Origin of the sequence: Paludisphaera soli (assembly GCF_011064595.1) — a bacterium.
Lineage (GTDB): Bacteria > Planctomycetota > Planctomycetia > Isosphaerales > Isosphaeraceae > Paludisphaera > Paludisphaera soli.
Genome location: NZ_JAALJI010000035.1, coordinates 1 through 22,158 on the forward strand (window position 1 = coordinate 1; position 22,158 = coordinate 22,158).

Here is a 22,158-nt window from a genome sequence, read left to right on the forward strand (position 1 = left end):
GGGGAGATATTAAGGCCTCCCCCCATCGGGTTCAAGAGGTCACCGAGATTTCTTCCCGAAGTCCTCCCAAAACCCTAATGACACCAACGGGTTACGACTTCCAAAAATCTCGAATGCCCGTTTCGACCCAGATCCTTCTGGGGGGATTTCGCGGAAGTCCCGGTCGACCCCGGGGGGGATTCCCGGAATTCCGGCTGGACGGCTGGCAAACAGGGTGATCTGTATCCGATAAGCCAATCTGAAGAAGCCAGGGAATGGCCGCGAGACCCAGGGAGCGGGGATCGATCATGGAAGTCGGCACGGCGGTCATGCGAGGGAGGCGGGCGGATCGACGCCGGGGGATATCCGGCGGCGGGCGGAACGGGCTCAACGGGCCCGGAACAAGGGAGTGCCCCGCGATGATGACGGACGTGGACGAGGCGACCCAGCTCGACTGGGTGCAGAGCGTGCTGTTCGACCGCGGCTATCTGGCGAAGATCCGCGGCGAGGCGATCAAGGTGTACCTGGTGGTCATCGAGGCGGTCGGGGGCGAGCCCGATCGGAGCGTGACGATCAGCCTGAGCCAGCTCGTCGCCCGGACGCGGCTCTCCACCCCCACCGTCATCGACGGCCTGGCCCAGCTGGAACGGCTGGGGCTGGTCGTCTCCACCACCGGCCCTCGCGGCAAGGTGAAGACCTATTACGTCGCCGACCCCCCGCCGGCCGACGCGGGCTGAGCTGAGCTGGGCAGGCCGATCCGATCGGTCCCGGCCGACGCGCGGAGTCGCGGCCCTTCGGCCGCCGGCGGGTGGGATTTCGTCAGGGCGACCTCGAGGCAAGGTGGCATCCGGCCATGGCATCGTATTTCTTCCGGGTCGAGCACGACCTGCTCCGGTCCGAGGCCTTCCGATCGCTGGGGGGCTCGGCGATCAAGGTCTATCTGGTGATCGGCCTCTATACGGACTTCGGCACCGACTGGGGGTATCCCAGCACGCGCACGATCGCCCGCCAGGCGGGGCTGAGCCGGCAGACGGTCATCGACGCCATCGCCGAGCTGGCCGAGGCGGGGCTGCTGGTGACCAACAAGTCCAAGGGGAGGTCCACGGCGTACCGGGTCCTCCGGCAGGCCGCGCCCGAGCGCCGGCCGACGGGCGATCGGGCCAAGCCCCCCGCGGCCAAGAAGACCAAGAAGGCCGCCCCGACCGGCCGAGATCTTTTAGAGGCCTCCCGGGAAACCGGACCAGATTCTTTAGTCGACCCTTCGAAATCCGGCCTATTTTCTTTAGTCGAGCCGGTCCATAAGTTGGACCGCGCCGGCCGTGAGGATGGGCCCAAACGAGAAACAGGAACGAAAGAAGACACAGCGTCCGCCCCGATCCCGGGCACGCCCTTCCGCCTGAGCGCCGACGGGCGGCTCCTTGTTGCTGTCGATTTGCAGGGTTTGTTGACGAATCAGGGCCTGCCCGAGAACCTGGCGAACCGCCTAGTTACGCAGAAGGATCCAGAGGCGGTCGCCAAGGTGCTCCTCAACGCCTTCTATCTGCAGAGCCAAGGTAAGCTGCAGAATGGCCCCGGCTACATCCGCGCGGGGATCGAGGACGGGTACGACCTGCTCCCCCAGGTGGCGAACCGGCTGGAGAGCCGTCGCCGCGAGCTGGCGGACCGGCTCCGGCGCATCGAGCAGGAGAAGAAGAAGGAGGTCGCCGTCGACTCCCTGGCATCCCAGGAGGCGGCCGTCTCCTACGTCCTGGAGAATCTCCATCCGGATGAGCTGAAACGACTTACGGTCGTCGCCCTGAAGAGCCTGCCGGAGCCCGTGGTGCGTCGCAACCCGACCCTGTCGAACCCTTTCGTCCGGGGGAAGGTCTACGAGCTGGCGTGCGGCGAGCCAGTGGAGTAAGTCCTTTCGGCTGAACAACTTGGGCACGTTTCGACGCGGCTTCCGGCCGCGTTTCGTTTTGCGCCCGCCGCGGGCGGAAAATCGGGGTTTCGCGGGCGGGTTTCGGGCGATCCCGGGAACGCAAATGGCAGTCGGGCTGGGATGCCAGAATGACTGGTGTCAAAATCGGCAGGCATGGGTTGCGGATTCGGGATTCAGAAATTCGGAGCTAAACGGCTCTCGGGACTTAGGTTTCGGCGATCCCGCATGCGGGATTTGCGTTCGCGGGATCAATCGCCTCCCGTGCGTCGGTCGGCTTGCGGAGGATCAGGAGGTCGCGGACCTGGCCCAGCAGGCGGCCTTCCACCCGGGCCCGCCGCACCTGCTGGGGTGTGTAGTCGCCGCTCATCGGGCAGCTGATCCGGCGCTCGGGGAGGAAGCCCGCCTCGAGGCCGGCCCGGTAGCCGAGGAAGACGTGGTCGATGTAGCCGTGGCCCCGCGGCAGGTCCTTCTCGGTTTGCGTCGCCAATAAAAGCGCGAAGTGTCCGCCGGGGCGAATCGTTAAATAAGCGGATCTGGCCAGCTCGGCGAGGAACCGCGACCAGTCGTCGAGTGGGGCCGAGGCGACGCTCTCGCGGGGGTACTTGCGGGCGAGCATGGAGTGGTACGGCGGATCGCAGAAGAGGAGGTCGCAGCCGAGGGCTTCCGGCGGGAGTCCGAGGCGGACGTCGCGGGGGGCGATCTCGGGGCGGACGGGTTCGAGGTCGTAGGCGAGGCAGCGGCGCCCCATGGCGAGGGCGACGTCGAGGGTGGTGCCGCCGCCGGCCATGGGGTCGACGACGAGGTCGCCAGGCTCGGTGTAGTAGTGGAGCGCGTGGGCGACGAGCGCCGGGGGGATGGAGCCGGGGTGGGGGACGCCGAAGGCCCGGTCGTGGCGGAACGACCAGACGTCGTACGGCGTGGGCCGGAAGTCTCGGGCGAACTTGTCGCGGCGGCGGAGGTCCTTGTAGGCCGCGTGGATGGTCTTCGTCCCGGCGTCGATCTGGGCGACGCCGGCCAGGGCCCGGGGGTCCCCCTCGCCGGCGGCCTTCCAGACCGCCCGGGCCTGGCGATACAGGTCCTTGCCCCCCAGGCCGATCCGCTCGGCGACGGCCGCGTCGGTGCGCCCGACCTTCGGGGTCGGTCCGTCGGCCCCTCGCCCCGTGTCGACTCGAGCGTCGGAATTCCGACTCTCGGCGGCGGGCTCGGCATCCAGCCACGACGGATGGTCGGGGAACGGGATCGTGCGGGGGCCCCCTTCGGAAGGGAGGTGGGACTGGGCGTTCCGCAGGTTGCCGCGACTCCGCGCCTGCGCGTCGGCTCCCCAGAGGCGTTGGAGGGCGTCAGCCTCGCGCATCATCTGGCTGAACGTCTTGCGGCGCTGGCGGTTGAACTCCAGCACGGCCGCCCTGCGGGCGTCGTCCGAGTCGTACCTGCCGATCGCGCAGGGGATGCGGTCGATTCCCAGTTCGATGGCGCAGGCGAGGCGACGATGCCCCGAGACGACCTCCCAGCGGCCCCGCGCCAGGCCCGACGCGACGACCAGCGGCTCCAGGATCCCGTGCTCGCGGACGCTGCCGATCAGGTCGTCGATCTGGCCCGCCGGGTCGCCGTAGAGTTCCAGGCTGAACAGGTTCTGGTCGAGCGACCGCACGTCCAGCATCGCATGAGGGGCGGAGGGCGAGGGGGGCTCGCTCGGGATGGGGCTCGGCCTGGCGGCTCGGCGCGCGGGAGAAGCCATGGGGGACGTCCTTGTCCGTGGGGCCGTTCGGTCGGTGATCGCCGGGAATCTAGCAGAGGGGCCGGTTCCTGTCGAGCGCGAGCGGGCCGTGCCGTCATCGCCCGGGGCCGGGCGGGAGATCGAGATCCGGGGCCGCCTCCCTCCCGTCGATCTCCCGGAGGAGGCGATGGGCCCGGTGCAAGACGTCGTGGATGCGGTTGATGGACGAAGCAGCCTTGGCCCGGCGGAGCAGCCGGTCGGCCTCGCGAATCGACTTTCGGGCGGCCTGAGCGATCATGTCGAGGTCGCCTCCAACCTGCCTGGCCGCTTCGGCGTAGGCGAGCAGGTGGTCGAGGAAGGAGCATCGCTCCCAAAGCACGCCTCGGGGCCTGGCCTGGATGAAGTGGGCCAGGTGGTCGAGATCGGCGTGGTGGAGGAAGAATAACGGGACCTGCCAGTTGCCTCGAAATGCGAGATGCCGCAGCTTCTCGTTTTTTAGTTCCGCGAGCCAGGCCGCCTGCAACTCGGGCGGGACGTCGGCCGCCAGGTACTCCGCCTCGCGGCCGTCGCGGGACATGTAGAAACGCGAGCCGTCGTACTGCATGAAGAGTTCTCTGGCGTCTTCGCTATCCATGATCGAACCCTGAAAATCGGAGGCTGTAGACGATCGCCCCTCGGTTTGGGCTTTCGAGTTATCCGGTCGGGATCGGGAAGGCTTGGCTTGGAGATCGAAGATTCGTGGGCCCCGAAGCCGCATGATGGTCGCAAAAGTCTCGGAGGGCCGCAAAAGTCGGGGCGAGGCCGCTCGGCGTCTTGACCGGGACGGGCGGAATGTCTAGGGTTCAAGAGACGATCCCGTCCGTATCGAAGTTCCAACTCGGGGACGACCCTTGAACTTGGCCCTCGCACGTCGCCGAAGCCTCCGGGTCGCCTTGATGGCGATCCTAGCGGCGTTGGCGACGTCGACCGGGGCGAGGGCGTGCTCCCCGGCGAAGATGGCCGTCGGGATCTGTGCGGCCGCATGCGGCTGCTGTGAGAAGCCCGCGGCCCATGTCGAGCCGTACTCGGACCACGCGGGGGCGGTCCTCGCCCCCGGCAGGGCCCAGGCCGCCGACGCGGGGGGCTCGTGCAGCCCGAACCGCGGCTGCGCCTGCCGCGCCGACCGATCCGAGGCCCCCGAGCCCGACGGTTCGAATCGGCGAACCACGGGCCCGAAGAAGACGGACCTCAGTCGCGTCTCGACCCAGGCCGCGGCGGATCTTCAGGATCCGTCTCCCCGGCCCTCCTGCCGCCCGACCACGCCCGTGGAGAGTCCGCCGCCCAGGTCCCCGCTCTACCTGCGGCACTCCCGACTCCTGATCTAAACCGGCCCCGCATCGAGGTCGCCGGCCCTTCTGCGCCCGTCGTCCGTCCGTCCCCGAGCGAGGCTCGGGCCGACGCGTCGATGCGCGGCGAGGTCCGACCGGTCCCGATGCCGGGGGCGAGGAGGACGGTCCGCGCCGCATCGCGCGGATCGTCCTCCCCCTCCCTGCCATGCAGGGAACGGGGGCGAGCCCGTCCGCGTCGTGCGGCGGCCGCCATCCAGGGGAAGGTCATCGAGTTGGGAGAAGACTCATGGATCGTCGTGGAATGCTGGGCCTGGTCGGCGCGCTCGCGCTGGCCGTCGTGACGAGCGTCGCCGGGGCCGCCGAGGCCAAGAAGTCGGCCGACGCGAAGAAGTCGTCGTGTGCGTGCTGCCCGGAGCCTTGCTCCGACTGCGCGTGCTCCGCCGCCGCCAAGGCCGGCGCGAAGGCCGAGTGCGGCGCCTGCTGCGTCGACGGCGCCTGCTGCGCCGCGACCGCCAAGGCGGCCCCGGCGAAGGCCGCGACCTGCTGCCAGAAGGAGGCCGGGGCGAAGAAGGTCGCCGAGGTGAAGAAGGCGGCCTGCGGATGCTGCGACGGGGCCTGCCCGGCCTGCGCCTGCGACGCCGGCGGGAAGTGCGGCGACTGCTGCGCCACGGCCTCCTGCTGCGCCGCGTCCGCCAAGGCGAAGGCCTCCGAGCCGGTCAAGGCCGCCAAGACCGACGCCGACTCCTGCTGCCAGAAGGAGGCGAAGGCGAAGAAGGTCGCCGAGGTGAAGAAGGCCGCTTGCGGGTGCTGCGACGGGGCTTGCCCCGCCTGCGCCTGCGACGCCGGCGGGAAGTGCGGCGCCTGCTGCGTCGACGACGCCTGCTGCGCCGCGACCGCCAAGGCGGCCCAGGCGAAGGCTCCGGCCGTTCGCTGATCCCGGCCGGGGAGGGCCGGCCCCCGGTGGCTCGGAGGCCGGCCCCGGTCGAGACCCGAAGGTCGGACGCAAACAGGGGCGGGTCGCGCAAGCGGCCCGCCCCGTCGTCATTCTACGGCAAAATGGGGCGGTCGCGGCGGTCCGGCACCCGGATCCGACGGAATTCGAAGGGCCTCGATTTCGGCGCGAACCTCGCAAGACTCTCGATCCGCCGACGAATGCCGGCTAGACCCCGACCCATCCGAAGAGGACGACCCATGGGCCTGCTGTTCGCGATCGTGCCCGTCTTCATCGCCGTCTGCTTCCTGGCCGTCTTCGCCGTGATCGCGGTCCAGGCGGCGTCCGGGATCGCCGAGTGGTCGCGCAACAACGCCCTACCGATGCAGGAATCCCCCGCCCGAGTCCTGGCGAAGCGGACCGAGATGCGCGGGGGCGGCCATCGCCACGGCCACGGGCTCGGCCGGGTCCGCACCAACTATTACGTCGCGTTCGAACTCCGCTCGGGCGAGCGCCGGGAATTCGGCGTCGCCGGCCCGGAGTACGGCGTCCTCGTCGAGGGGGACGAGGGGACGCTCGCCCACCAGGGGACCCGCTACCACGGCTTCCGCCGCTCCGGCGCCAAGGGAGGTGGTGGGGACTTCAGGCTGCCCTGACCGGGAAGCCCCGGTCAATCCCGGACACCGGAGGGGTCGTCCTGGATGGCCGCCAGGAGAGCCCGGAACTTGGCCGGGTCCCAGGGGAGGCCGTACTCCAGGCCGACGTCCATGAGCTGCCCGTAGAAGAACGGCTGCTTGTCCCAGACGGGGCCGCGGCCGATCGCGAACAGCGCCTGCCGTTGCTCGTCCGTCAGTTGGGCCGGATCGAGGCGGCGGAAGCCCGTCCTGGGATCCTTGCCGATTCGCGACGGGTCGGGGATCACGACGCTCAGCAGCGTCTGGAACACCTCGGCCCCGGCCATCGGCTCGTGCACCTGCTCCGCGGCCCGGCAAAGCGCCGCGAGGATGGGCCCGCTCGGGGGAGGCTCGATGAGCTGAACGGCGGCGCCCGCCTGGGCCAGGGGGCCGAGCCAGTGCCAGGAGACCCCCTCCGCCACCGTCCGCTCCGGGTCCTGGATCGCCCCGAGGAGCACGTCGAGGCACTCCGCCGGGGCCGATTTCCCCAGGAGGACGGCCAGGGAGACGGCCGCGTTCGTGCGGACCGGCGACGGCCGGTCGGGCGACGTCTCGGCGACGAGGAGCGGGACGTCCGACGCGTCGCCCAGGTAGCGGTCGAGGATGCCCAGGCCGAGGATCGCGTTCGCCCGCTCGGCCCCGTCGGGACGGCTCAGGACGGCCTCCCGGACGAAGCCCGCCGAGTCCGACGCCGCTTCCGGGAACCAGGCCAGGGCCTTCACCGCCTCCATGCGGACCTTCGGGTCGTCGTCCCGGGTCAGGCGCTGAAACGCGCCCACCCGCCCCAGCACGGCTTCGTACGCGTCCCGCTTCCAGAGGTCCTGGAGTTCCGGCTCCTCGTCTTCGTCCTGGTCCGGCTCCGCCGCCCGGATTCGCGCGAGCTCTTCCGGCCCGCCGAGCCCCTCGGCCTCCACGAACGCGGCGGCGGGATCGAAGCCTAGCGGGACGTGCCATTCGGGATATCCGATCGCCAGGCCGACCAGGAGCCGGATCAGCTCCACCCTGTCCCGGGCGGAGGGGGCTTCGAGCAGCTCGAACAGGAACGGGACGGCCGGGGCGCTGGCGCGGTATCGCGATCCCTGGTGGCAGATGTTCGCGCGGAGCAGCCCGAAGGCTCGCTCGCGGGCCTGGGCGTCGTCGGACCCCAGGGCGCGGATCCAGCCCGGCACCTCGTCGGCGCGGCCGTAGGCGTGCGTGAGCCTCCCCCAGTCGATCCGATCCAATCCTTCAAGCATGGCGACGCCTCTGGGTCAGGAGTTTCGCGGCAGGAGTCCGCCCCGAGAACTGAGTCTACCGGAGCGGCGGACTCGGCGGACGAACTCGCCCGCCGCCGGGCCTCGACTCCGACGGCGGCCTCGGGATAGACTGGCGGCATGAAGTGGATCCCGGCCTGGCTCGTCCTGATCGCGGCGACGACGGGGACGCCCCTCCGGCAGTCGGAAGCGTGCGGCGACTTCGCGCGGTTGAACGTCGAGCCGCCCCGATCCGCCGGGTTGGAGGCGCCCGACGGCGGCGTGGGGGACGACGCCGACCTGGGCGTGCCGGCCGACGCGCCGGCCGTTTCGGACGAAGCCGCCGCGCCCCACTTCCTCCCCCCCTCCCCGGTCGCATCGACGCTCGCCGGCCCCGCACGTCGGTGCGACCGCGACGGGCCGCCCCCGGACCCACCCCCGCGCCGCCGGTCCCGGCTGCAAGTCTTCCTGTTCTGAGCCCGCGCCCGGACACCGCCCCTCGCGTCCCGGACACGGTTTCGCCTTCGAACGGGAGATCCTCAATGCGACTTCCCCAAGTGCCTCGGCCCCGTCGCGCGTTCACGCTGATCGAATTGCTGGTGGTGATCGCGATCATCGCCGTGCTGATCGCCCTGCTCCTGCCCGCCGTGCAGTCGGCGCGCGAGGCGGCGAGGCGGCTGCAATGCTCGAACAACCTGAAGCAGATCGGGCTGGCGATGCACGCGTATCACGCGTCGAGCGACACCTTCCCGCCCGGCTACATCACCGGCGTGCTGGGCCCGGAGCCGAACAGCCCGGAGACCGGCCCCGGCTGGGGCTGGGGGTCGATGCTCCTGAGCGACCTGGAGCAGCGGTCGCTGACGAACGCCGCCAATTTCACCCTGCCGATCGCCGCGCCGGGGTCGCGGACGGTGCGGACGGCGAGCCTCTCGGTCTTCCTCTGCCCCAGCTCCACGGGCGCGGAGGGGCCGATCCTGCTGAAGGACGCCGCGGGCGCCACGCTCGTCGCCGACCTCTCGCCGGGCCAGTACGTCGGCTCGGCGGGCCAGCTGGAGGTCGAGGAGTTCCCGGCGCACAACAACGGGATCTTCTACCGCAACAGCCGCATCGGCGTGCGCGAGATCACCGACGGGACGAGCACGACCCTGATGGCCGGCGAACGCTCGCGCAACGTGGCCGACGCGACCTGGGTCGGCGTGATCCCGTACTCCCGCGTCTGCACGAACCCGCGGTGGCCCGTCCGCGACTGCGAGACCGCCAACGTCATGATCCTCGGCCACACCGGCCCCTCGCCCGACCAGCGCTGGGTCGACGTCCCCAACTACAAGGGGGCCGGCGCCGACGACTTCTGGAGCCTGCACCCCGGGGGCTGCAACTTCCTCTTCGCCGACGGCTCCGCCCGCTTCCTGAAGGAGACCATCGACCCCCGCGTCTTCAGCTTCCTCGCCACCCGCGCCGGCGGCGAGGTCGTCTCGTCCGACCAGTTCTGAAGGGGAGGCCCGCCGGCCGGGCCGCGGGATGAGGCGTCGGTCGGGAGACGTTCAAGGCGACTCGGCCGCTCCGTCCCCGCCGCCGCCCCGTTTCCATCGCTCAGCGTTTTCCGAAGGGCCACCACCACCGCCGGCCGATCGTCCGTTCGAACGCTTCCATCGGCAGTTCGAAGGGGTCGGGGTCGACGCCGAGGGCCTGATCCGGGCGGCGGCCGAAGAACCGGCCCATCACCTCGAAGGCGAGTTCCTCCCCGTACGACGAGGCGTCGAAATCCTCGATCTCCCCTCCGATCTCCGCCCGGAAACACCGCCGGCCGTCCCGGATCACGGACCGCTCGAAGTGGGGCCGCTCCTCGGGCAGCGGGTCGCCCTCTTCCAGCATGACCCCCTCGTCGGCGCAGCCGCCGTAGGCCCGGAGCAACCTCCCCCCTCGAAGTAGGTGTAGCTCCAGAGGTTGACGACGCTGTGAAGGCCGACCCGCAGGACGGCGGCCTTCGGGAAGACTTCCAGGACCCGGGCCGTGAGCCGGTCGGCCCCGGAGTCCAGGCAAGCTTCGCCGATCCGGGGGTCGCCGAGGATCGCAGCCCCGTCGTAGGCCCCGACGACGAGCCCGGTAGGGTAGATGCCGCTGTCGAAGCGGGTCATGCCCAGGCTGCCGGGCCGTCCGAGGCCGAGGTCGGCGATCAAGCTCCGAGCCCGGACGGGGTCGTGGAGCAGCCTCGTGCCGAGGTAGCCCGGCCCACGTTCGTTGACCAGGATGCACGACGCCTTCCAGCCCATGCGGCACCGCCTCGTCTGCCTCGCCTCGGCCTCCGTCCGACCGACCCGGGCCGACACCCGCGGCCCCGCTCGGGAAGGATAGCCTGGGATCGCGAGAGATCCAAGCCCGACGCCCGCCCGCCGCGCGATGAGGGCCCCGTCCGCTGCGGCGGCCCTTCGGCGATATCCCCTCGCGGGCCCGTCCGGGGCGGGTTAGCCTGAAACGGCGAAAATCGGACTGGTATCGGAGCCGAGCGAGGAAGACGCCATGACGCCCGAGCGGGTCGAGAACCTCATCATCGGCAGCGGCGAGGCGGGGAAATACCTCGCCTGGACGCTGGGGAAGCAAGGGCGCGACGTGGTCGTCGTGGAGCGCGGGAAGGTCGGCGGGGCGTGCCCGAACGTGGCGTGCCTGCCGACCAAGAATGTGATCCACGGGGCGAAGGTCGCGGCGATGGTCCGCGAGGCGGGCCGCTTCGGCGTGCGGACCGGGCCGGTGGAGGTCGACATGGACGCCGTGAAGGCGCGCAAGCAGGACATGGTCGACGCCCTGCAGGAGATGCACCTCGATCGGTTCGCCGCCAGCGGGGCGGAGCTGGTGATGGGCGAGGGGCGGTTCGTCGGCGAGCGGACGATCCGCGTGGGCCTGAACGGCGGGGGCGGGCGCGTCTTTGAAGCGCAGCGGGTCTTCCTCGACGTGGGCAGCCGCGCGAGCCTGCCGCCGACCCCCGGCCTGGCCGAGGCCCGGCCGATGACGCACGTCGAGGCGCTCGACCTGGCGCGGCTGCCGGAGCACCTCGTCATCCTCGGCGGGGGCTACGTCGGGCTGGAGTTCGCGCAGGCGATGCGACGGTTCAGCGCGCGGGTGACGGTCCTCAACCGCTCCGGCCGGCTCCTCGAACGCGAGGACCCGGACGTCTCCGAGGCCCTCCTGCAACTGATGGACGACGAGGGGGTGGAGGTCCGCCTGCACGCCTCGGCCGTCGCCGTCGAGGGGCGTTCGGGCGAATCGGTCCGGATCACGCTCGACAACGGCCAGGTGATCGAGGCGTCCGACCTGCTCGTCGCCGCCGGCCGGACCCCGAACACCGACTCGCTCGACGCGGCGAAGGGGGGCGTCGAGCTGGACGCTCGCGGCTTCGTCCATGTGGACGACCGCCTGGCGACGACCGCCCCCGGCGTCTGGGCGATGGGCGACTGCGCGGGGAGCCCGCAGTTCACGCACGCCTCGTACGACGACTACCGCGTGGTGCTCGCCGCCGTGCTCGGCGGCTCGCGCTCGACGGCCGGCCGGCTCGTCCCCTACTGCCTGTTCACCGACCCGGAGCTGGCCCACGTCGGCCTCTCCGAGGCCGCCGCGCGGGCCGCCGGCGTCCCCTATCGGCTAGCGAAGATGCCGGCCGCCGCGGTGTTGCGCACCCGCACGCTCTCGGCCCCTCGGGGCTTCCTCAAGGCCGTCATCGCCGCCGCGCCCGACGACCGCATCCTCGGCTTCACCGCCTTCGCCGCCGAGGCCGGCGAGCTGCTCGCCGCCGTCCAGTCCGCCATGATCGCCGGCCTCCCCTACACGGCCCTCCGCGACGCCGTGTTCGCCCACCCCACCATGTCCGAGGGCCTGACCGTCCTCTTCGCGGAACCGCCGAAGGCGCCGTGAGGCCCGCTTCGCACCCCCGACGGCCGGCCGCCGTCGCGCAAGCGGCATGCCGGGGCGTTGCTTTCGAGGGCGGGGTCGACGAGACTGTCCCGCATCGGGAAAGGGCGGCGTGGGGCCTGGCGACGAACGTCGGCCTCGCCGCAAACGTGATCCGGCGGTGCGCGTCGAGGGAGATCGGCGGATGGCGGAGATCGTGGGGGAAATCCTGTACGGCTTCGCGGACTTCGTGGTCGTGCATCTGCCCTGGCTGTCGTTCGGGTTCTATCTGATGCTGCTCTTCCCCACGGTGGCTTCGCGAGCCCGCGGTTGGGCGTCCTCCCTGGAGCGATGGTGCTGGGGGCTCGGGAGGAAGCGGATGCTCGCCCGCCTGAAAGCGGCCGCCGGCCCGCACGACCCCATGGACCTGATCGACGGCGCGACCCGCTGCGAGATGGCGGGCGAATGGGCGCGGGCGGTCGTCCTGTTCCGCATGGCCGGGGACCTCCTGAAGGGGACGCCGGACGCGACCTACGTCGCGAACTGCATCCGGCGCATCGAGGAGAAGCGGGAACGGGTCCGCGGCATCTGAGCGCCGGGCCTCGGCCCGCTCCGACCGGAGGCGACGATGGAGACGGAAGTCGAATGGCGGCGGGGCCCGGGGAACGGGTACGGCTACACCTGCGGCTGCGGTCGGGCGGTCGCCGTCTCCACAGCCCTCTGCGGGTCGCCCGCCCGCTGCGAATGCGGCGCGGAGACCAGGGTCCCCAGCCTCAGCCGCCTGCGGGAACTCACCGGCCGCGACCCCTACGAGGCCGGCCTGATGGACGAGATCCGCCGCCTGATCCGCGACGGCCGCCTCCCGTCAAGCGGGGTCTGCGCCCTGTCCGGGAGGCCCACCGAGGACACGGTTTTGTTGAGCGTGCTCATCCCGAGGTTCTTCCAGGACCAGTCCCACCGGGGGATGGGGAAGGCGCTCCTGATGACCTGGCTCCTGGGCTGGCTGGGCTTCATGCTTTATCAGGTCTCCAAGAAGCCGCAGATCGAGGAGGAAGGCGCGGAGAGCCTGGAGATCCCGCTGCGGCTCGCGGCGGACCAGGCACCCCGGGCCCGGGAACTGAGCCAAAGGCGGCTGCGCAAGCTCCTCCGCACGGAGCCCCTCTACGCCCGACTGCTGCAAGAGAACCCCCACTCTCGCATCACGGTCCTGGGGTGACCTCTCCGCGCGGCCGGATCGCCCGGGTGGCGACGTACGCCGGAATCACGCGGGCGAGGGGGGAGCCGGGGTCGACGTCCTCGTAGAAGCCGGCCAGCAGGAAGCCGGCGGCGAGCTGGCCGCCGATCTGGTCGTCGAGGGTGTGGCCGAAGCAGAGCGGCTCGTCGCGGTCGGCGAACCGCCGGCGCTCCTCGTCGGTCAGGCTCGTCAGGTCGGAATACGGGATCGAATAGGCGACGCGAAGCTCGCCGCGGTCCAGGGCGGCCTCGTCGAACAGGAAGGCGACGGGGTTGGTGAAGCCGGCCAGCAGGGTGCCGCCGGGGCGGAGGACGCGGAAGGCCTCGCGCCAGACCGTGCGGACGTCGGGGGCGAACGTGTTCGAACAGGGGTGGACGATCAGGTCGAACGACCCGTCCGCGAACGCCGAGAGGTCCGCCATGTCCCCCTCGACGCATTCGATCGCCAGCCCCTCGCGGTCGGCGACCTCGCGATCGCGGGCCAGCTGCTTCGGGCTGGCGTCATACACCGTCACCCGCGCCCCGGCCGCCGACAGGATCGGCCCCTGCTGCCCTCCCCCGCTCGCCAGGCAGAGCACGTCCGTCCCCGCGAGCGGCGGGAACCAGTCGGCCGGGACGGGCTTCGTCGGCGTCAGCACGATGCTCCAGTCGCCCGTCCGAGCCCCGGCGATCGCGTCGGGATCGACGGGGACCGTCCAGCGGTTCCCGCGCTCCACCTGGCTGTCCCAGGCGCGGCGGTTGTAGCCGAAAATCGATCCGGGATCGTTCATGCGTCGATTCCACTCCCCCCGTCTTGCGGCGCGGCGGCCCTCTCGACAGGATGAAGGCCCTTCAAGGAGAACGCCATGGCCAAGCGGCCCCGGATCGAAATCACGACCGACCCCGAACGGATCGCGGAACTGCGGCGGGACCGGGCGGAACGCTCGCCCGCCGACCCGCTGGAGCGGTTCTTCCGCGAACTGCCCGACACGTATTCGCTGGGCGAGACCCAGATCGCCATGCTGAAAGCCCGGCGCGGCGAGGCCGTCCCCAGGCTCCTGGAGGTCGCCGCCCGCGCGGGGGTGAAGCAGGTCGAGGGGGCGGCGGCGATCGTGGCGCTCTGCGCCCTGGAGGAGCCCGCCGTCCTGCCGATCGCGCGCAAGATCGTCCGGTCCCGGGCGAAGAACGCCACCTGGCGGCACATGCTCTTCACCCCCGAGGCCCGCTTCCTGGGGACCGACCCGGAGATCCGCCGCACCCTCCTGGCGGACCTCGACTCCGACGACCCGAAGGTGGCGAAGCAGGCCGTGCAGGAGTGCGGCATCCTGGGCCTGCCGGGGGCGTTGGAGGAATTCTCCGAACGGCTCGGCCGCCCCGGCGCGGCCGACGCGGCGCGCATGGCCTGGTGGATCGCCCAGGGCGCGCCGACGCGCGCCAACCTGGACCGGATCGGCGCCGCCTGGCTGGACGAACCGGCGGTCGTCGGCGACGAATCGGCCGGGTTCCTCGCGGCCGTCGTCCGGCTGGGCGGGGAAGGCGGGCCCGACGTCCGGGCGGCGTCCATCGACCTGCTCCTGCGATGGTTCGCCGAGGTCCGCGACGGCGTCCGGCCGGTCGACTTCATGACCGGGTCCATGGCGATCCTGGACGCGCTCGACGCCCTCCGTCGCGCGGCGCCGGGCGACCCCCGCTGCGCGGCGATGGCCGCCGACCTGATCCGGGGCCGGCATCGCCTGGTGGAGACCTTCCTGTCCCGGGCCCTCGACGCGACCGCCGCCGACCCCCCCCTGCACCGCTCGCTCGCCCTGGGGCTGATGGAAGGCCCGGACCCCAGCGCCGCCCGCGCCGCGGCGAAGTCGCTCGGCTCCACATTCGCGGGCGCGGTCGACGATGAGATCGTCGCCGCGATCCGCGCCGCCCGGGTCCAGCACGGCGCGGCCGAGGAGTTCGACGAGGCCCTGTCGCGGATCGGCGGCGCCACGGCCTCCGCGGCGGCCGAGGCCCAACTCGACGAGCAATCCGGCCCGGCCCGCATGAAGGTCCTCTGGCGCACGCGCGGGCTGGCGGCCGAGCCGGCGCTCGCCCGGGCCGCGGCGCTCGGCGTCCTCCCCGCCGGGAGCGACCCCGCCGCGATGGCCGAGGCCGCCCGCGCGGCCCTCCTGGAAAACTGGCCCGACCGCGAGCCCGAGCCGGCCGACGTGTTCCAGCGGGCCCTGGCGCAGGCCGGCGCCCTCGTCGGCTTCGACACCGAGGCCGACGAGATCCCCCCGCCCCACGACGCGCTGATCCTGAGCCTCGCGGGAGCCACCCGCGACGCGTTCGTCGTCGAGGCCGCCCGCCAGACCTGGGACATCCCGGCCGGCGTCTCCGAGGAGGACGTGATGGATTCGGGCGACGTCGTCGACGCCTACAAGGTCGAGTTCCTCCACGACGGCCGCCTCGTCGCGTTCCGCGCCCGCTACTTCGGCGACTACTACGACGCCGAGGCCGTGGCCGACGCCCTCAACGCCGCCCTGGCGGAGTCCGCCCGCCCCGAGCGCTTCCAAGCCGTCCTCACCGACGGCCAGGACCTGGAACTCCTGCTCGCCACCCCCGACGCCGCCGAGGCCCTCCGGAACGAGTTCTTCCTCCCCGTCGTGGTCGAGCGCCCGCGCCGGCGGAAGAAGCCGAAGGGGTCGTGACCCGCGCGGGGGCTGCTCGACGGAGGCGACCCGGCACGCCCGCCCTTCGCGTGACGAGGCGGGGCCCGCGACCGACCGGGCCCGGGGCTTGAGGCCCGACGGCGAGCGCGCCCAGAATGCGGGCGACGCCGAATGGCAAGTCGCCCCCGGAGTCCCGATGTTATGAGCCGACTCGGATGGATGATCGTCGCCTGCTGGCCCCTGGCCGCGGTGGGCCAGGCGCCCGCTCCGGATACGCTGGCGGCCATCAAGGCGGAGGAAGATGCGGCGAGGCGTTCGTTCGTCGAAAGAGCGAGAGAAGTGAAGGCCGCGGAGGACGCGAGGGCCGCGGACGAGGCCTATCACGCCAAGGTGCAGAGCCTGATGGACCGGGCTTTGACCCTGGCCCGCTCGCATCCGGGAGAACCGGAAAACCTCGCCGCGCCCGCGTGGGTGGCGAGCCAGGCGGCAATTGCGAGGGGCGATGCCATCGCAAAACGCGGCGACGCGGCGTACCGCCTCCTGGCCGATGCGCCGGTGCTGGACGATACGGCCATCCTCCCGGCGATGTTCGCCGCCCCGGGCGTCGGCCCCCGCTGCCCCGAGGCCGAGCCGTTTCTCCGCTCGGTCATTTCCCGGAGTCGGAACCCGGACCTCGTCACCCTCGCTCGATTCGGCCTGGGCACCTCCCTGGCCGAGATGGCCCGGCTGCATGACAGGCTCGCCGCGCCGATCAGCGGCCCCGCGTTGGCGAAGGAACTGACCGAGGCTTCTCGGGACCGCTGCCGGGCGGTCGACGCCCCGAAGCTCCGGGGCGAGGCCGAAGCCCTGCTGGAGGAGGTCGTCCGCGAGCAGGGGGACGGGCCCAACACCCTGGGGGGTCAGGCCGCGGGAGATCTTTACCGGATTCGGCACCTCAGGATCGGCCAGCCCGCGCCGGATCTCGTCGGCGAGGACCTCGACGGGGCGCCCATCCGGCTGCGCGACTTCCGGGGCCAGGTCGTGATCCTGGCGTTCTAGTCGCTTACGGATGATCCCCACATGAGGTCGATCCGCCGGGACAAGGATCTTGCCGCGGCCCTGAAGGGGCGTCCGTTCGCGGTGGTGGGGGTCAACGGCGACGCGGAAGAGGACCGGGCCAAGGTCAAGGAGGCGGTCGCGAAGGAAGGGATCGCCTGGCGATCCTTCTGGGCGGGCGGCCCCGACGGCGAGATCCCCCGGACGTGGGGCGTCCAGAACTTGCCCACGGCCTACCTCCTCGACGCCGCCGGGATCATCGGCGACGACCAGGCCGGCGAGGACCTCACCCCCGCCGCCCTCGAACCGCTCCTCCGCGCGGCCGAGGACGCCGCCCGATGAGCCCCTCGGGGACTATTGAAGCGGAATCCCGCGATCGCTCATCGAGGGGCCGACCAACTATTCCCCATTCCGCGAACGTGAGGCATCCTCTCCTCTGGGGCGTTGCGCGCCGAGCACGCCCCCCTCTTTGGCAATCCGCCGGTCGGTGATCGCAACGCGAGGCCGTGCCCGGGCCGATGCGCGTATCGGCATGAGGTGAAGCGCGCCGAACGAACCCAAATTCAGAGCCGGTCGCTCGGGGGGAAATCCCTTGCGGCGTCGAGACTTGGGTCCGATGGGTTCGTTTTCAGGCCGGCGCGGACGAAGCCAATTTCGCGGGACTGCGGTCAGGTTCGACGCAAGGTCGTCGGTCGATGTGGACGAACCCTGGGGACTTCCGAATGAGGAGATGGGCCGGATGAGGATTCGAGATCGGGCGAAGATTTCGGCGCGTCGTCTCGGGCGTTCCTCCGCGCGCGAGGGCGACGGCGTGCCCGCCCGATTCTCCGGGCGGCCTCCGTGTTCATCTCCCCCCCATCCGGCCCTGCGGGCCACCTTCCCCCACCGGGGGGGAAGGGAAGACGAGCGAGGACGTCCGAACCCGGGCCGAGGCCGCCGGGGGCTGGGGTCGGCGGCCGGGGCGCGTTAGAGTCGCGGCTTGAGGCGGCCGACGGCCGGGGCCCCGCATGGGAAGGGGCGCGGGGCCGGGAAGGGCCGAGACCCGAAGGAGTCCTCTCCGATGTTCATGCGACGATCCGTCCTGCCGGCCCTGATTTGCAGCCTGCTCGCGACGCCCGCCGGGGCTCAGCCGGGGGTCGTGGTGTCCGTGACGCCCGACGGGCCGGTCGCCTCGCTCCAGGCGGCGCGCGACCGGGTGCGGGAGCTTCGCAAGGAGGCCGGGGGCCGGCGCGAGCCGGTCGTGGTCCGGTTCGCGGCGGGGACGTATCGGCTGACGGAGCCCGTCGCGTTCGGGCCCGAGGACGGGGGCGTCGCCTATGAGGCCGAGCCGGGCGCGGAGGTCGTGATCGACGGCGGTCGGGAGGTCGGCGGGTTCCAGGCGACGGGCGACGGCCTGTGGGTCGCGAAGGTTCACGCCGCCGCCGGCGAGCGGCCCTTCGAACAGCTCTACGTCAACGGCCGACGCGCCGTGCGGGCGCGGACGCCGGACGAGGGCTACCACTACATGAGGAAGGCCGGGACGCCCGACCCGGGCCGCTCGTTCGTGGGGCGTCGCGAGGACCTGACGCTGGCGGGGCTGGAAGGGCTCTCGCCCGAAGAACTCCGCGAGGTCAACGTCGTCGCCTACCACTCGTGGGAGGTCTCGCGGCACCGGATCGCGTCGTTCGACGCCGCCTCCGGCAAGGTCGACCTGACCGGCCCGGCGCCCTGGGAGTTCCTCAAGTGGGGACCCAACCAGCGCTACCATTTGGAGAACCTCCGCGAGGCTCTCGACCAGCCCGGCGAGTGGTTCCTGGACCGCGACGGCACGCTGGCCTACAAGCCGCTCCCCGGTGAAGAGATCGGCAAGTCCCGAATCGTCGCCCCCGTCGCCGGGTCGTTCCTGACGATCCAGGGCGATCCCGACAAGGGGGCGTTCGTCGAGGACCTGGCGTTCCGGGGCCTGACCTTCCGCCACGCCGCGTACAACCTCCCGGCCGAGGGGCACGCCGACCCGCAGGCGGCGGCGAGCGTCCCGGCCGTGGTGCAGGTCGACGGGGCCCGTCGGGTGGCGCTGGAGGGATGCCGGATCGAACATGTCGGCGTCTACGGCGTCTGGTTCCGTCGCGGCTGCACCGACTGCAAGGTCGAGCGCTGCGCCCTGGTCGACTTGGGCGCGGGGGGCGTGCGGATCGGCGAGGCGGGGAGGCCGGCGAGGCCCGAGCACGCGACGGGGAAGGTCGCCGTGCACGACACCATCATCCGGGGCTTCGGCCGCTGGTTCCCGGGGGCGATCGGCGTCTGGATCGGCCAGTCCAGCGACAATGCGGTGACGCACAACGACATCGCCGACGGCTTCTACACGGCCGTCTCCGTGGGCTGGTCGTGGGGCTACGCCCCGACCGACTGCAAGCGGAACGCGATCGACGACAACCGCCTGCACCATATCGGCCGCAACGTCCTCAGCGACATGGGGGGCGTCTACACCCTGGGGCTCTCGGAGGGGACGAGCGTCAGCCGCAACGTGATCCACGACGTCGACTCGTACAACAAGTCGGGCGCCGGCGGCTGGGGCCTGTACAACGACGAGGGCTCCACCGGGATCGTCCTGGAGGACAACCTCGTCTGGAACACGACCACCGGCAGCTACCACCAGCACTACGGCCGCGAGAACGTCGTCCGCAACAACATCCTGGCGTTCAGCAAGTACGGCCAGGTCATGCGGAGCCGGGCCGAGGACCACCTCTCGTTCACCTTCGAGCGCAACGTCGTCTACTGGGAAGGGGGCCCGCTCCTGACCGGCGTCTGGACGGACAAGAACTTCCGGCTGGATTCGAACCTGTACTTCGAGGCCTCGGGCTCGCCGGTGACGTTCGCGGGGAAGTCGCTGGAGGAGTGGCGGAAGGCCACCGGGCAGGATGCGCATTCCAAGATCGCCGACCCCTTGTTCGTGGATGCGGAGGGATATGACTTCCGACTCAAGCCCGGGAGCCCCGCCGTCGCGATGGGGTTCAAGCCGTTCGACTTCTCGAAGGCCGGCGTGCGTGACGCGGCCTTGCGGGCCGAGGCCGACGCCCCCCTGCCCGCCTCGACGCCCGCCCCCGAGCCGCCGCCGCTCTCGGTGTCGGAGGACTTCGAAGCGGTCGCCCCGAGCGCGACGGGCTATTCGCCCGAGTCCGCGGCGCTCTCGCACGGCGGCCGTCCCGAGCTGGTGGCGGTCACCGAGGAGGCGGCCGCGAACGGGCGGCGGAGCCTGAAGGTCGCCGACGCGGCGGGGCTGAAGAACGGGTTCGACCCGCACTTCTACTATCAGCCGCATTACGAGAAAGGGCTGGCGACCTGCTCGTTCGCCGTCCGGGCCGAGCCGGGGGCGACCTTCTACCACGAGTGGCGCGACGGCGCGAGCCCGTACCGGACGGGGCCGAGCCTCTGGATCGCCGACGGCAAGCTGAAGGTCCGGGGCCGCGCCGTGATGGACGCCCCCGCCGGCGAATGGCTGCGGGTGGAGGTTCGGGCCCGGCTCGGCGACGGCGCGGCGGGGGCCGAGCCGACCTGGAGCCTGGCCGTCTCCCGCCCCGGCGCCGACCCCCTGAAGCTGGACGGGCTGGCCGTCGATCCGGGCTGGAAGTCGGTCGACTGGGTCGGCTTCGTCAGCCCGGCGGAGCACCCCACGGCCGTCTTCCTGGACGACCTGGAGCTGAACGTCCGGCCCTGAATGCGGGCCTCGCGGGTGGATTCGAAGAAAATGGCGAGATTGTCCGATCATCGACTTGCGATGCGCGAATCGGATCGGTATATTGCCCTGCGAGCCACGCCTTCTCCGTTCGGAAGCGGCCGTTCTCGGCCTTCGTGCAATTCGGACCCGCGGCGGAATCCGCCGCCCGGCAGCGAGTCAAGATCGGGGCTGTTCGTCATGAAGCCGCCCTCCATCCAGCCTGGGAACCGTCCGGGAGCGGGGATCCTCCTCGCCTTCCTGTGCGGGCTCCTGCTCGCGCCGAGGGCCGTCGAGGCCGGGTGCGGGGCGGCGATGGGGCTGGCCTCGCGATCGGCGTCGCTCGCGCGGCTGGAGATCCTCGGCCACGACGCCCACGGCCCGATGGCGACGCCCGAGGAGGGCGCGCCCGCGCCCGTCCCGGACGGCGTCCCCCGATGCTCGGGGCCTTCCTGCTCGAACGACGTCCCCTCCCCGCCCCCCTCGGGCGGACTCCAGCCCGCGCCCGGGCGCGGCGAGGCCCTCTCCGCGACGCAGCTCGTCGCGGCCGACCCGCCCGGCCCCCTCGCCTTCCCCGTCTCGGACGAGCGTCTCGACCCTTCGGCCGAAGCCTCGCGCGTGTTCCACCCCCCTCGACGTCCTTCCTGATCGAGCCTTCGCGCTCACCGTCCCATCCCGATTCCGATTCGTGCCGATTCGCACAAGAATCCCGGACGCATGGAGACCGATCATGAAGAACGTGATGAAGCTGGGTTCGTTCGACGCCGCCCTGATCCTCCCCGACGACGCCGTGACCCGCCTCGGCACCCTGGGCGTCGTGGCCGGCGGCCTGCTGGCGCTGGTTGTGTTGATGTTCTGAGGGGGCGTCGACGTCTTCCCTCCCCCCCGGCGGGGGAAGGTGGCCCGAAGGGCCGGATGAGGGGGAGGACGAGCACGGAATCCCGCCGGAGAAACCGGCGGGTCGGCCGTCGCGAATCGTCCTTCTCACCTCGTGGGAGAAGGTGAAAGGCCGGACGAGGGGGGCGTTTCGGAACGCCGTCGCTCACTCGTCTCGCCCGCCTGCATGGTCCCCCTCATCGACCGCTTCGCGGGCCTTCCCCCACCAGGGGGGAAGGGAAGACGAGCGAGGCACCGGCTGAACAGCAGCCGGGCGTGGACGCCGTCGCGTCCTCGCGCCGTCCGGCTTGATGGTCCCCCTCATCCGGCCTTGACGTCTCCTCTTCACCCACCGGGGGGAATGGGAGATATGGGGAATCCGATTCTTTCCTCTTCAGCCGAGGGGTGGCGGCGGCATGGCCTGGATTCGGACGATCAAGCCGGACGAGGCGGACGACGAGCTGAGGGCGGCGATGGCCGCGCAACACGCGCTTTATCCGGCGGAATATGACGGCCCGATCCCGGGGATCGACGCCGAGATGCCGGGGATCGTGGCGGCGCACACGCTGATCCCGCAGGCGCTGCACCACGCCTTCGCGACGTTCGGCTCGCTCATGGCCCCCGACCTGCCGCTCCGGCGTCGCGACCACGAGATGATCGCCCTGATGGTCTCGCTGACGAACCGCTGCCGGTACTGCTCGGCCTCGCACCGGGAGTTCCTCAACCGCGTCGAGCTGGACGAATCCCTGGCGCGGGCGCTCGCGGAAGACTACGCGAACGCCCCGCTCTCCGAGGCCGAGCGCGCCATGCTCGACTACGCGGTCCAGATCACCCGGGACGCGACGCGGCTCTCCCCCGCCTGGCACGACCGGCTCCGAGCCGTCGGGTTCGACGACCGGGGGATCCTCCAGATCACCCTGATCGCGTCGTGGTTCAACGCGATCAACCGCACGGCCGATGCGCTGGGGGTCGGCCGGGACTGAGGCCGATCAGGCCGATCGGGGTTGGAAGCGGAAGGCCGGATGGGGACAATGGCGGCCT

Annotated in this window: 23 protein-coding genes; 17 read left to right on the plus strand and 6 right to left on the minus strand. The window is 71.5% G+C overall.

The features are described from left to right. Positions 1–398 precede the first annotated feature (398 nt). Both G6O68_RS27935 and G6O68_RS27940 read left to right on the plus strand, forming a co-directional pair. Positions 399–716 carry a hypothetical protein gene (locus G6O68_RS27935; protein WP_240911536.1) on the plus strand — a complete coding sequence of 106 codons (318 nt, stop codon included), beginning with the start codon at positions 399–401 and terminating at the stop codon, positions 714–716. A gap of 116 nt (positions 717–832) precedes the next feature. Next, positions 833–1,879, plus strand: coding sequence for a helix-turn-helix domain-containing protein (locus G6O68_RS27940; RefSeq protein ID WP_165252372.1), 1,047 nt, complete (start codon positions 833–835; stop codon positions 1,877–1,879). A 226-nt stretch (positions 1,880–2,105) separates the two neighbouring features. Here G6O68_RS27940 and G6O68_RS27945 read toward each other — a convergent pair whose 3' ends face one another. Together G6O68_RS27945 and G6O68_RS27950 are read right to left on the minus strand one after the other, a co-directional pair. After that, positions 2,106–3,638, minus strand: a complete 1,533-nt coding sequence (locus G6O68_RS27945; RefSeq protein WP_240911537.1) for a DNA methyltransferase — start codon at positions 3,636–3,638, stop codon at positions 2,106–2,108. Between the two features lie 94 nt (positions 3,639–3,732). Then, complete coding sequence (locus tag G6O68_RS27950) at positions 3,733–4,251, minus strand: hypothetical protein (protein ID WP_165252374.1); 519 nt, start codon at positions 4,249–4,251, stop codon at positions 3,733–3,735. 301 nt (positions 4,252–4,552) lie between these two features. Here G6O68_RS27950 and G6O68_RS27955 point away from each other — a divergent pair, with 301 nt between their 5' ends. The 3 genes from G6O68_RS27955 (at position 4,553) to G6O68_RS27965 (ending at position 6,532) form a co-directional block, all read left to right on the plus strand. Further along, complete coding sequence (locus tag G6O68_RS27955) at positions 4,553–4,981, plus strand: hypothetical protein (RefSeq protein WP_165252376.1); 429 nt, start codon at positions 4,553–4,555, stop codon at positions 4,979–4,981. A gap of 250 nt (positions 4,982–5,231) precedes the next feature. Beyond that, positions 5,232–5,879: a hypothetical protein gene (locus tag G6O68_RS27960; RefSeq protein ID WP_165252377.1), complete on the plus strand. Its 648-nt coding sequence runs from the start codon at positions 5,232–5,234 to the stop codon at positions 5,877–5,879. A gap of 257 nt (positions 5,880–6,136) precedes the next feature. Further along, the gene (locus G6O68_RS27965; RefSeq protein ID WP_165252378.1) at positions 6,137–6,532 is read left to right on the plus strand and encodes a DUF2500 domain-containing protein; all 396 of its coding nucleotides are present in this window, start codon (positions 6,137–6,139) and stop codon (positions 6,530–6,532) included. A 14-nt stretch (positions 6,533–6,546) separates the two neighbouring features. Here G6O68_RS27965 and G6O68_RS27970 read toward each other — a convergent pair whose 3' ends face one another. Then, a complete protein-coding gene (locus tag G6O68_RS27970) occupies positions 6,547–7,785 on the minus strand; it encodes a HEAT repeat domain-containing protein (RefSeq protein WP_165252379.1) in 1,239 nt (412 codons plus the stop codon). A 138-nt stretch (positions 7,786–7,923) separates the two neighbouring features. Between G6O68_RS27970 and G6O68_RS27975 the strand changes: the two genes are divergently transcribed. After that, positions 7,924–8,259 (plus strand): hypothetical protein, encoded by a 336-nt coding sequence (locus G6O68_RS27975; RefSeq protein WP_165252380.1) that lies wholly within the window; start codon positions 7,924–7,926, stop codon positions 8,257–8,259. Between the two features lie 65 nt (positions 8,260–8,324). Further along, the gene (locus tag G6O68_RS27980) at positions 8,325–9,272 is read left to right on the plus strand and encodes a DUF1559 domain-containing protein (protein ID WP_165252381.1); all 948 of its coding nucleotides are present in this window, start codon (positions 8,325–8,327) and stop codon (positions 9,270–9,272) included. A gap of 100 nt (positions 9,273–9,372) precedes the next feature. On the opposite strand, the gene G6O68_RS27985 is transcribed toward G6O68_RS27980, so the two are convergent. Together G6O68_RS27985 and G6O68_RS27990 are read right to left on the minus strand one after the other, a co-directional pair. Next, positions 9,373–9,654 (minus strand): hypothetical protein, encoded by a 282-nt coding sequence (locus G6O68_RS27985; RefSeq protein WP_165252382.1) that lies wholly within the window; start codon positions 9,652–9,654, stop codon positions 9,373–9,375. Beyond that, complete coding sequence (locus G6O68_RS27990; RefSeq protein ID WP_165252383.1) at positions 9,597–10,052, minus strand: DUF6928 family protein; 456 nt, start codon at positions 10,050–10,052, stop codon at positions 9,597–9,599. The genes G6O68_RS27985 and G6O68_RS27990 overlap by 58 nt, the downstream gene beginning before the upstream one ends. Before the next feature lie 247 nt (positions 10,053–10,299). On the opposite strand from G6O68_RS27990, the gene G6O68_RS27995 reads away from it, so the two are divergent. The 3 genes from G6O68_RS27995 (at position 10,300) to G6O68_RS28005 (ending at position 12,877) form a co-directional block, all read left to right on the plus strand. Beyond that, complete coding sequence (locus G6O68_RS27995; protein WP_165252385.1) at positions 10,300–11,685, plus strand: dihydrolipoyl dehydrogenase family protein; 1,386 nt, start codon at positions 10,300–10,302, stop codon at positions 11,683–11,685. A gap of 181 nt (positions 11,686–11,866) precedes the next feature. Then, positions 11,867–12,253, plus strand: coding sequence for a hypothetical protein (locus G6O68_RS28000; protein WP_165252386.1), 387 nt, complete (start codon positions 11,867–11,869; stop codon positions 12,251–12,253). A 36-nt stretch (positions 12,254–12,289) separates the two neighbouring features. Continuing rightward, positions 12,290–12,877, plus strand: coding sequence for a hypothetical protein (locus G6O68_RS28005; RefSeq protein WP_165252387.1), 588 nt, complete (start codon positions 12,290–12,292; stop codon positions 12,875–12,877). Here G6O68_RS28005 and G6O68_RS28010 read toward each other — a convergent pair. After that, positions 12,861–13,664 (minus strand): class I SAM-dependent methyltransferase, encoded by an 804-nt coding sequence (locus G6O68_RS28010; protein WP_165252388.1) that lies wholly within the window; start codon positions 13,662–13,664, stop codon positions 12,861–12,863. The genes G6O68_RS28005 and G6O68_RS28010 overlap by 17 nt on opposite strands. Positions 13,665–13,739: 75 nt before the next feature. Here G6O68_RS28010 and G6O68_RS28015 point away from each other — a divergent pair, with 75 nt between their 5' ends. From G6O68_RS28015 to G6O68_RS28040, 7 genes are all read left to right on the plus strand, one after another. After that, positions 13,740–15,554 (plus strand): hypothetical protein, encoded by a 1,815-nt coding sequence (locus tag G6O68_RS28015; protein ID WP_165252389.1) that lies wholly within the window; start codon positions 13,740–13,742, stop codon positions 15,552–15,554. A gap of 162 nt (positions 15,555–15,716) precedes the next feature. After that, positions 15,717–16,553: a hypothetical protein gene (locus G6O68_RS28020; RefSeq protein WP_165252390.1), complete on the plus strand. Its 837-nt coding sequence runs from the start codon at positions 15,717–15,719 to the stop codon at positions 16,551–16,553. Positions 16,554–16,574: 21 nt separating this feature from the next. Continuing rightward, positions 16,575–16,892, plus strand: a complete 318-nt coding sequence (locus G6O68_RS28025) for a TlpA disulfide reductase family protein (protein WP_165252391.1) — start codon at positions 16,575–16,577, stop codon at positions 16,890–16,892. A 718-nt stretch (positions 16,893–17,610) separates the two neighbouring features. Next, on the plus strand, positions 17,611–20,244 hold the full coding sequence (locus G6O68_RS28030) for a right-handed parallel beta-helix repeat-containing protein (protein WP_165252392.1): 2,634 nt from the start codon (positions 17,611–17,613) through the stop codon (positions 20,242–20,244). 198 nt (positions 20,245–20,442) lie between these two features. Then, positions 20,443–20,889 (plus strand): hypothetical protein, encoded by a 447-nt coding sequence (locus tag G6O68_RS28035; RefSeq protein WP_165252393.1) that lies wholly within the window; start codon positions 20,443–20,445, stop codon positions 20,887–20,889. Positions 20,890–20,971: 82 nt separating this feature from the next. Further along, positions 20,972–21,100 carry a hypothetical protein gene (locus G6O68_RS33385; protein WP_261345615.1) on the plus strand — a complete coding sequence of 43 codons (129 nt, stop codon included), beginning with the start codon at positions 20,972–20,974 and terminating at the stop codon, positions 21,098–21,100. Between the two features lie 433 nt (positions 21,101–21,533). Then, positions 21,534–22,100, plus strand: a complete 567-nt coding sequence (locus tag G6O68_RS28040) for a carboxymuconolactone decarboxylase family protein (protein ID WP_165252394.1) — start codon at positions 21,534–21,536, stop codon at positions 22,098–22,100. Positions 22,101–22,158 lie beyond the last annotated feature (58 nt).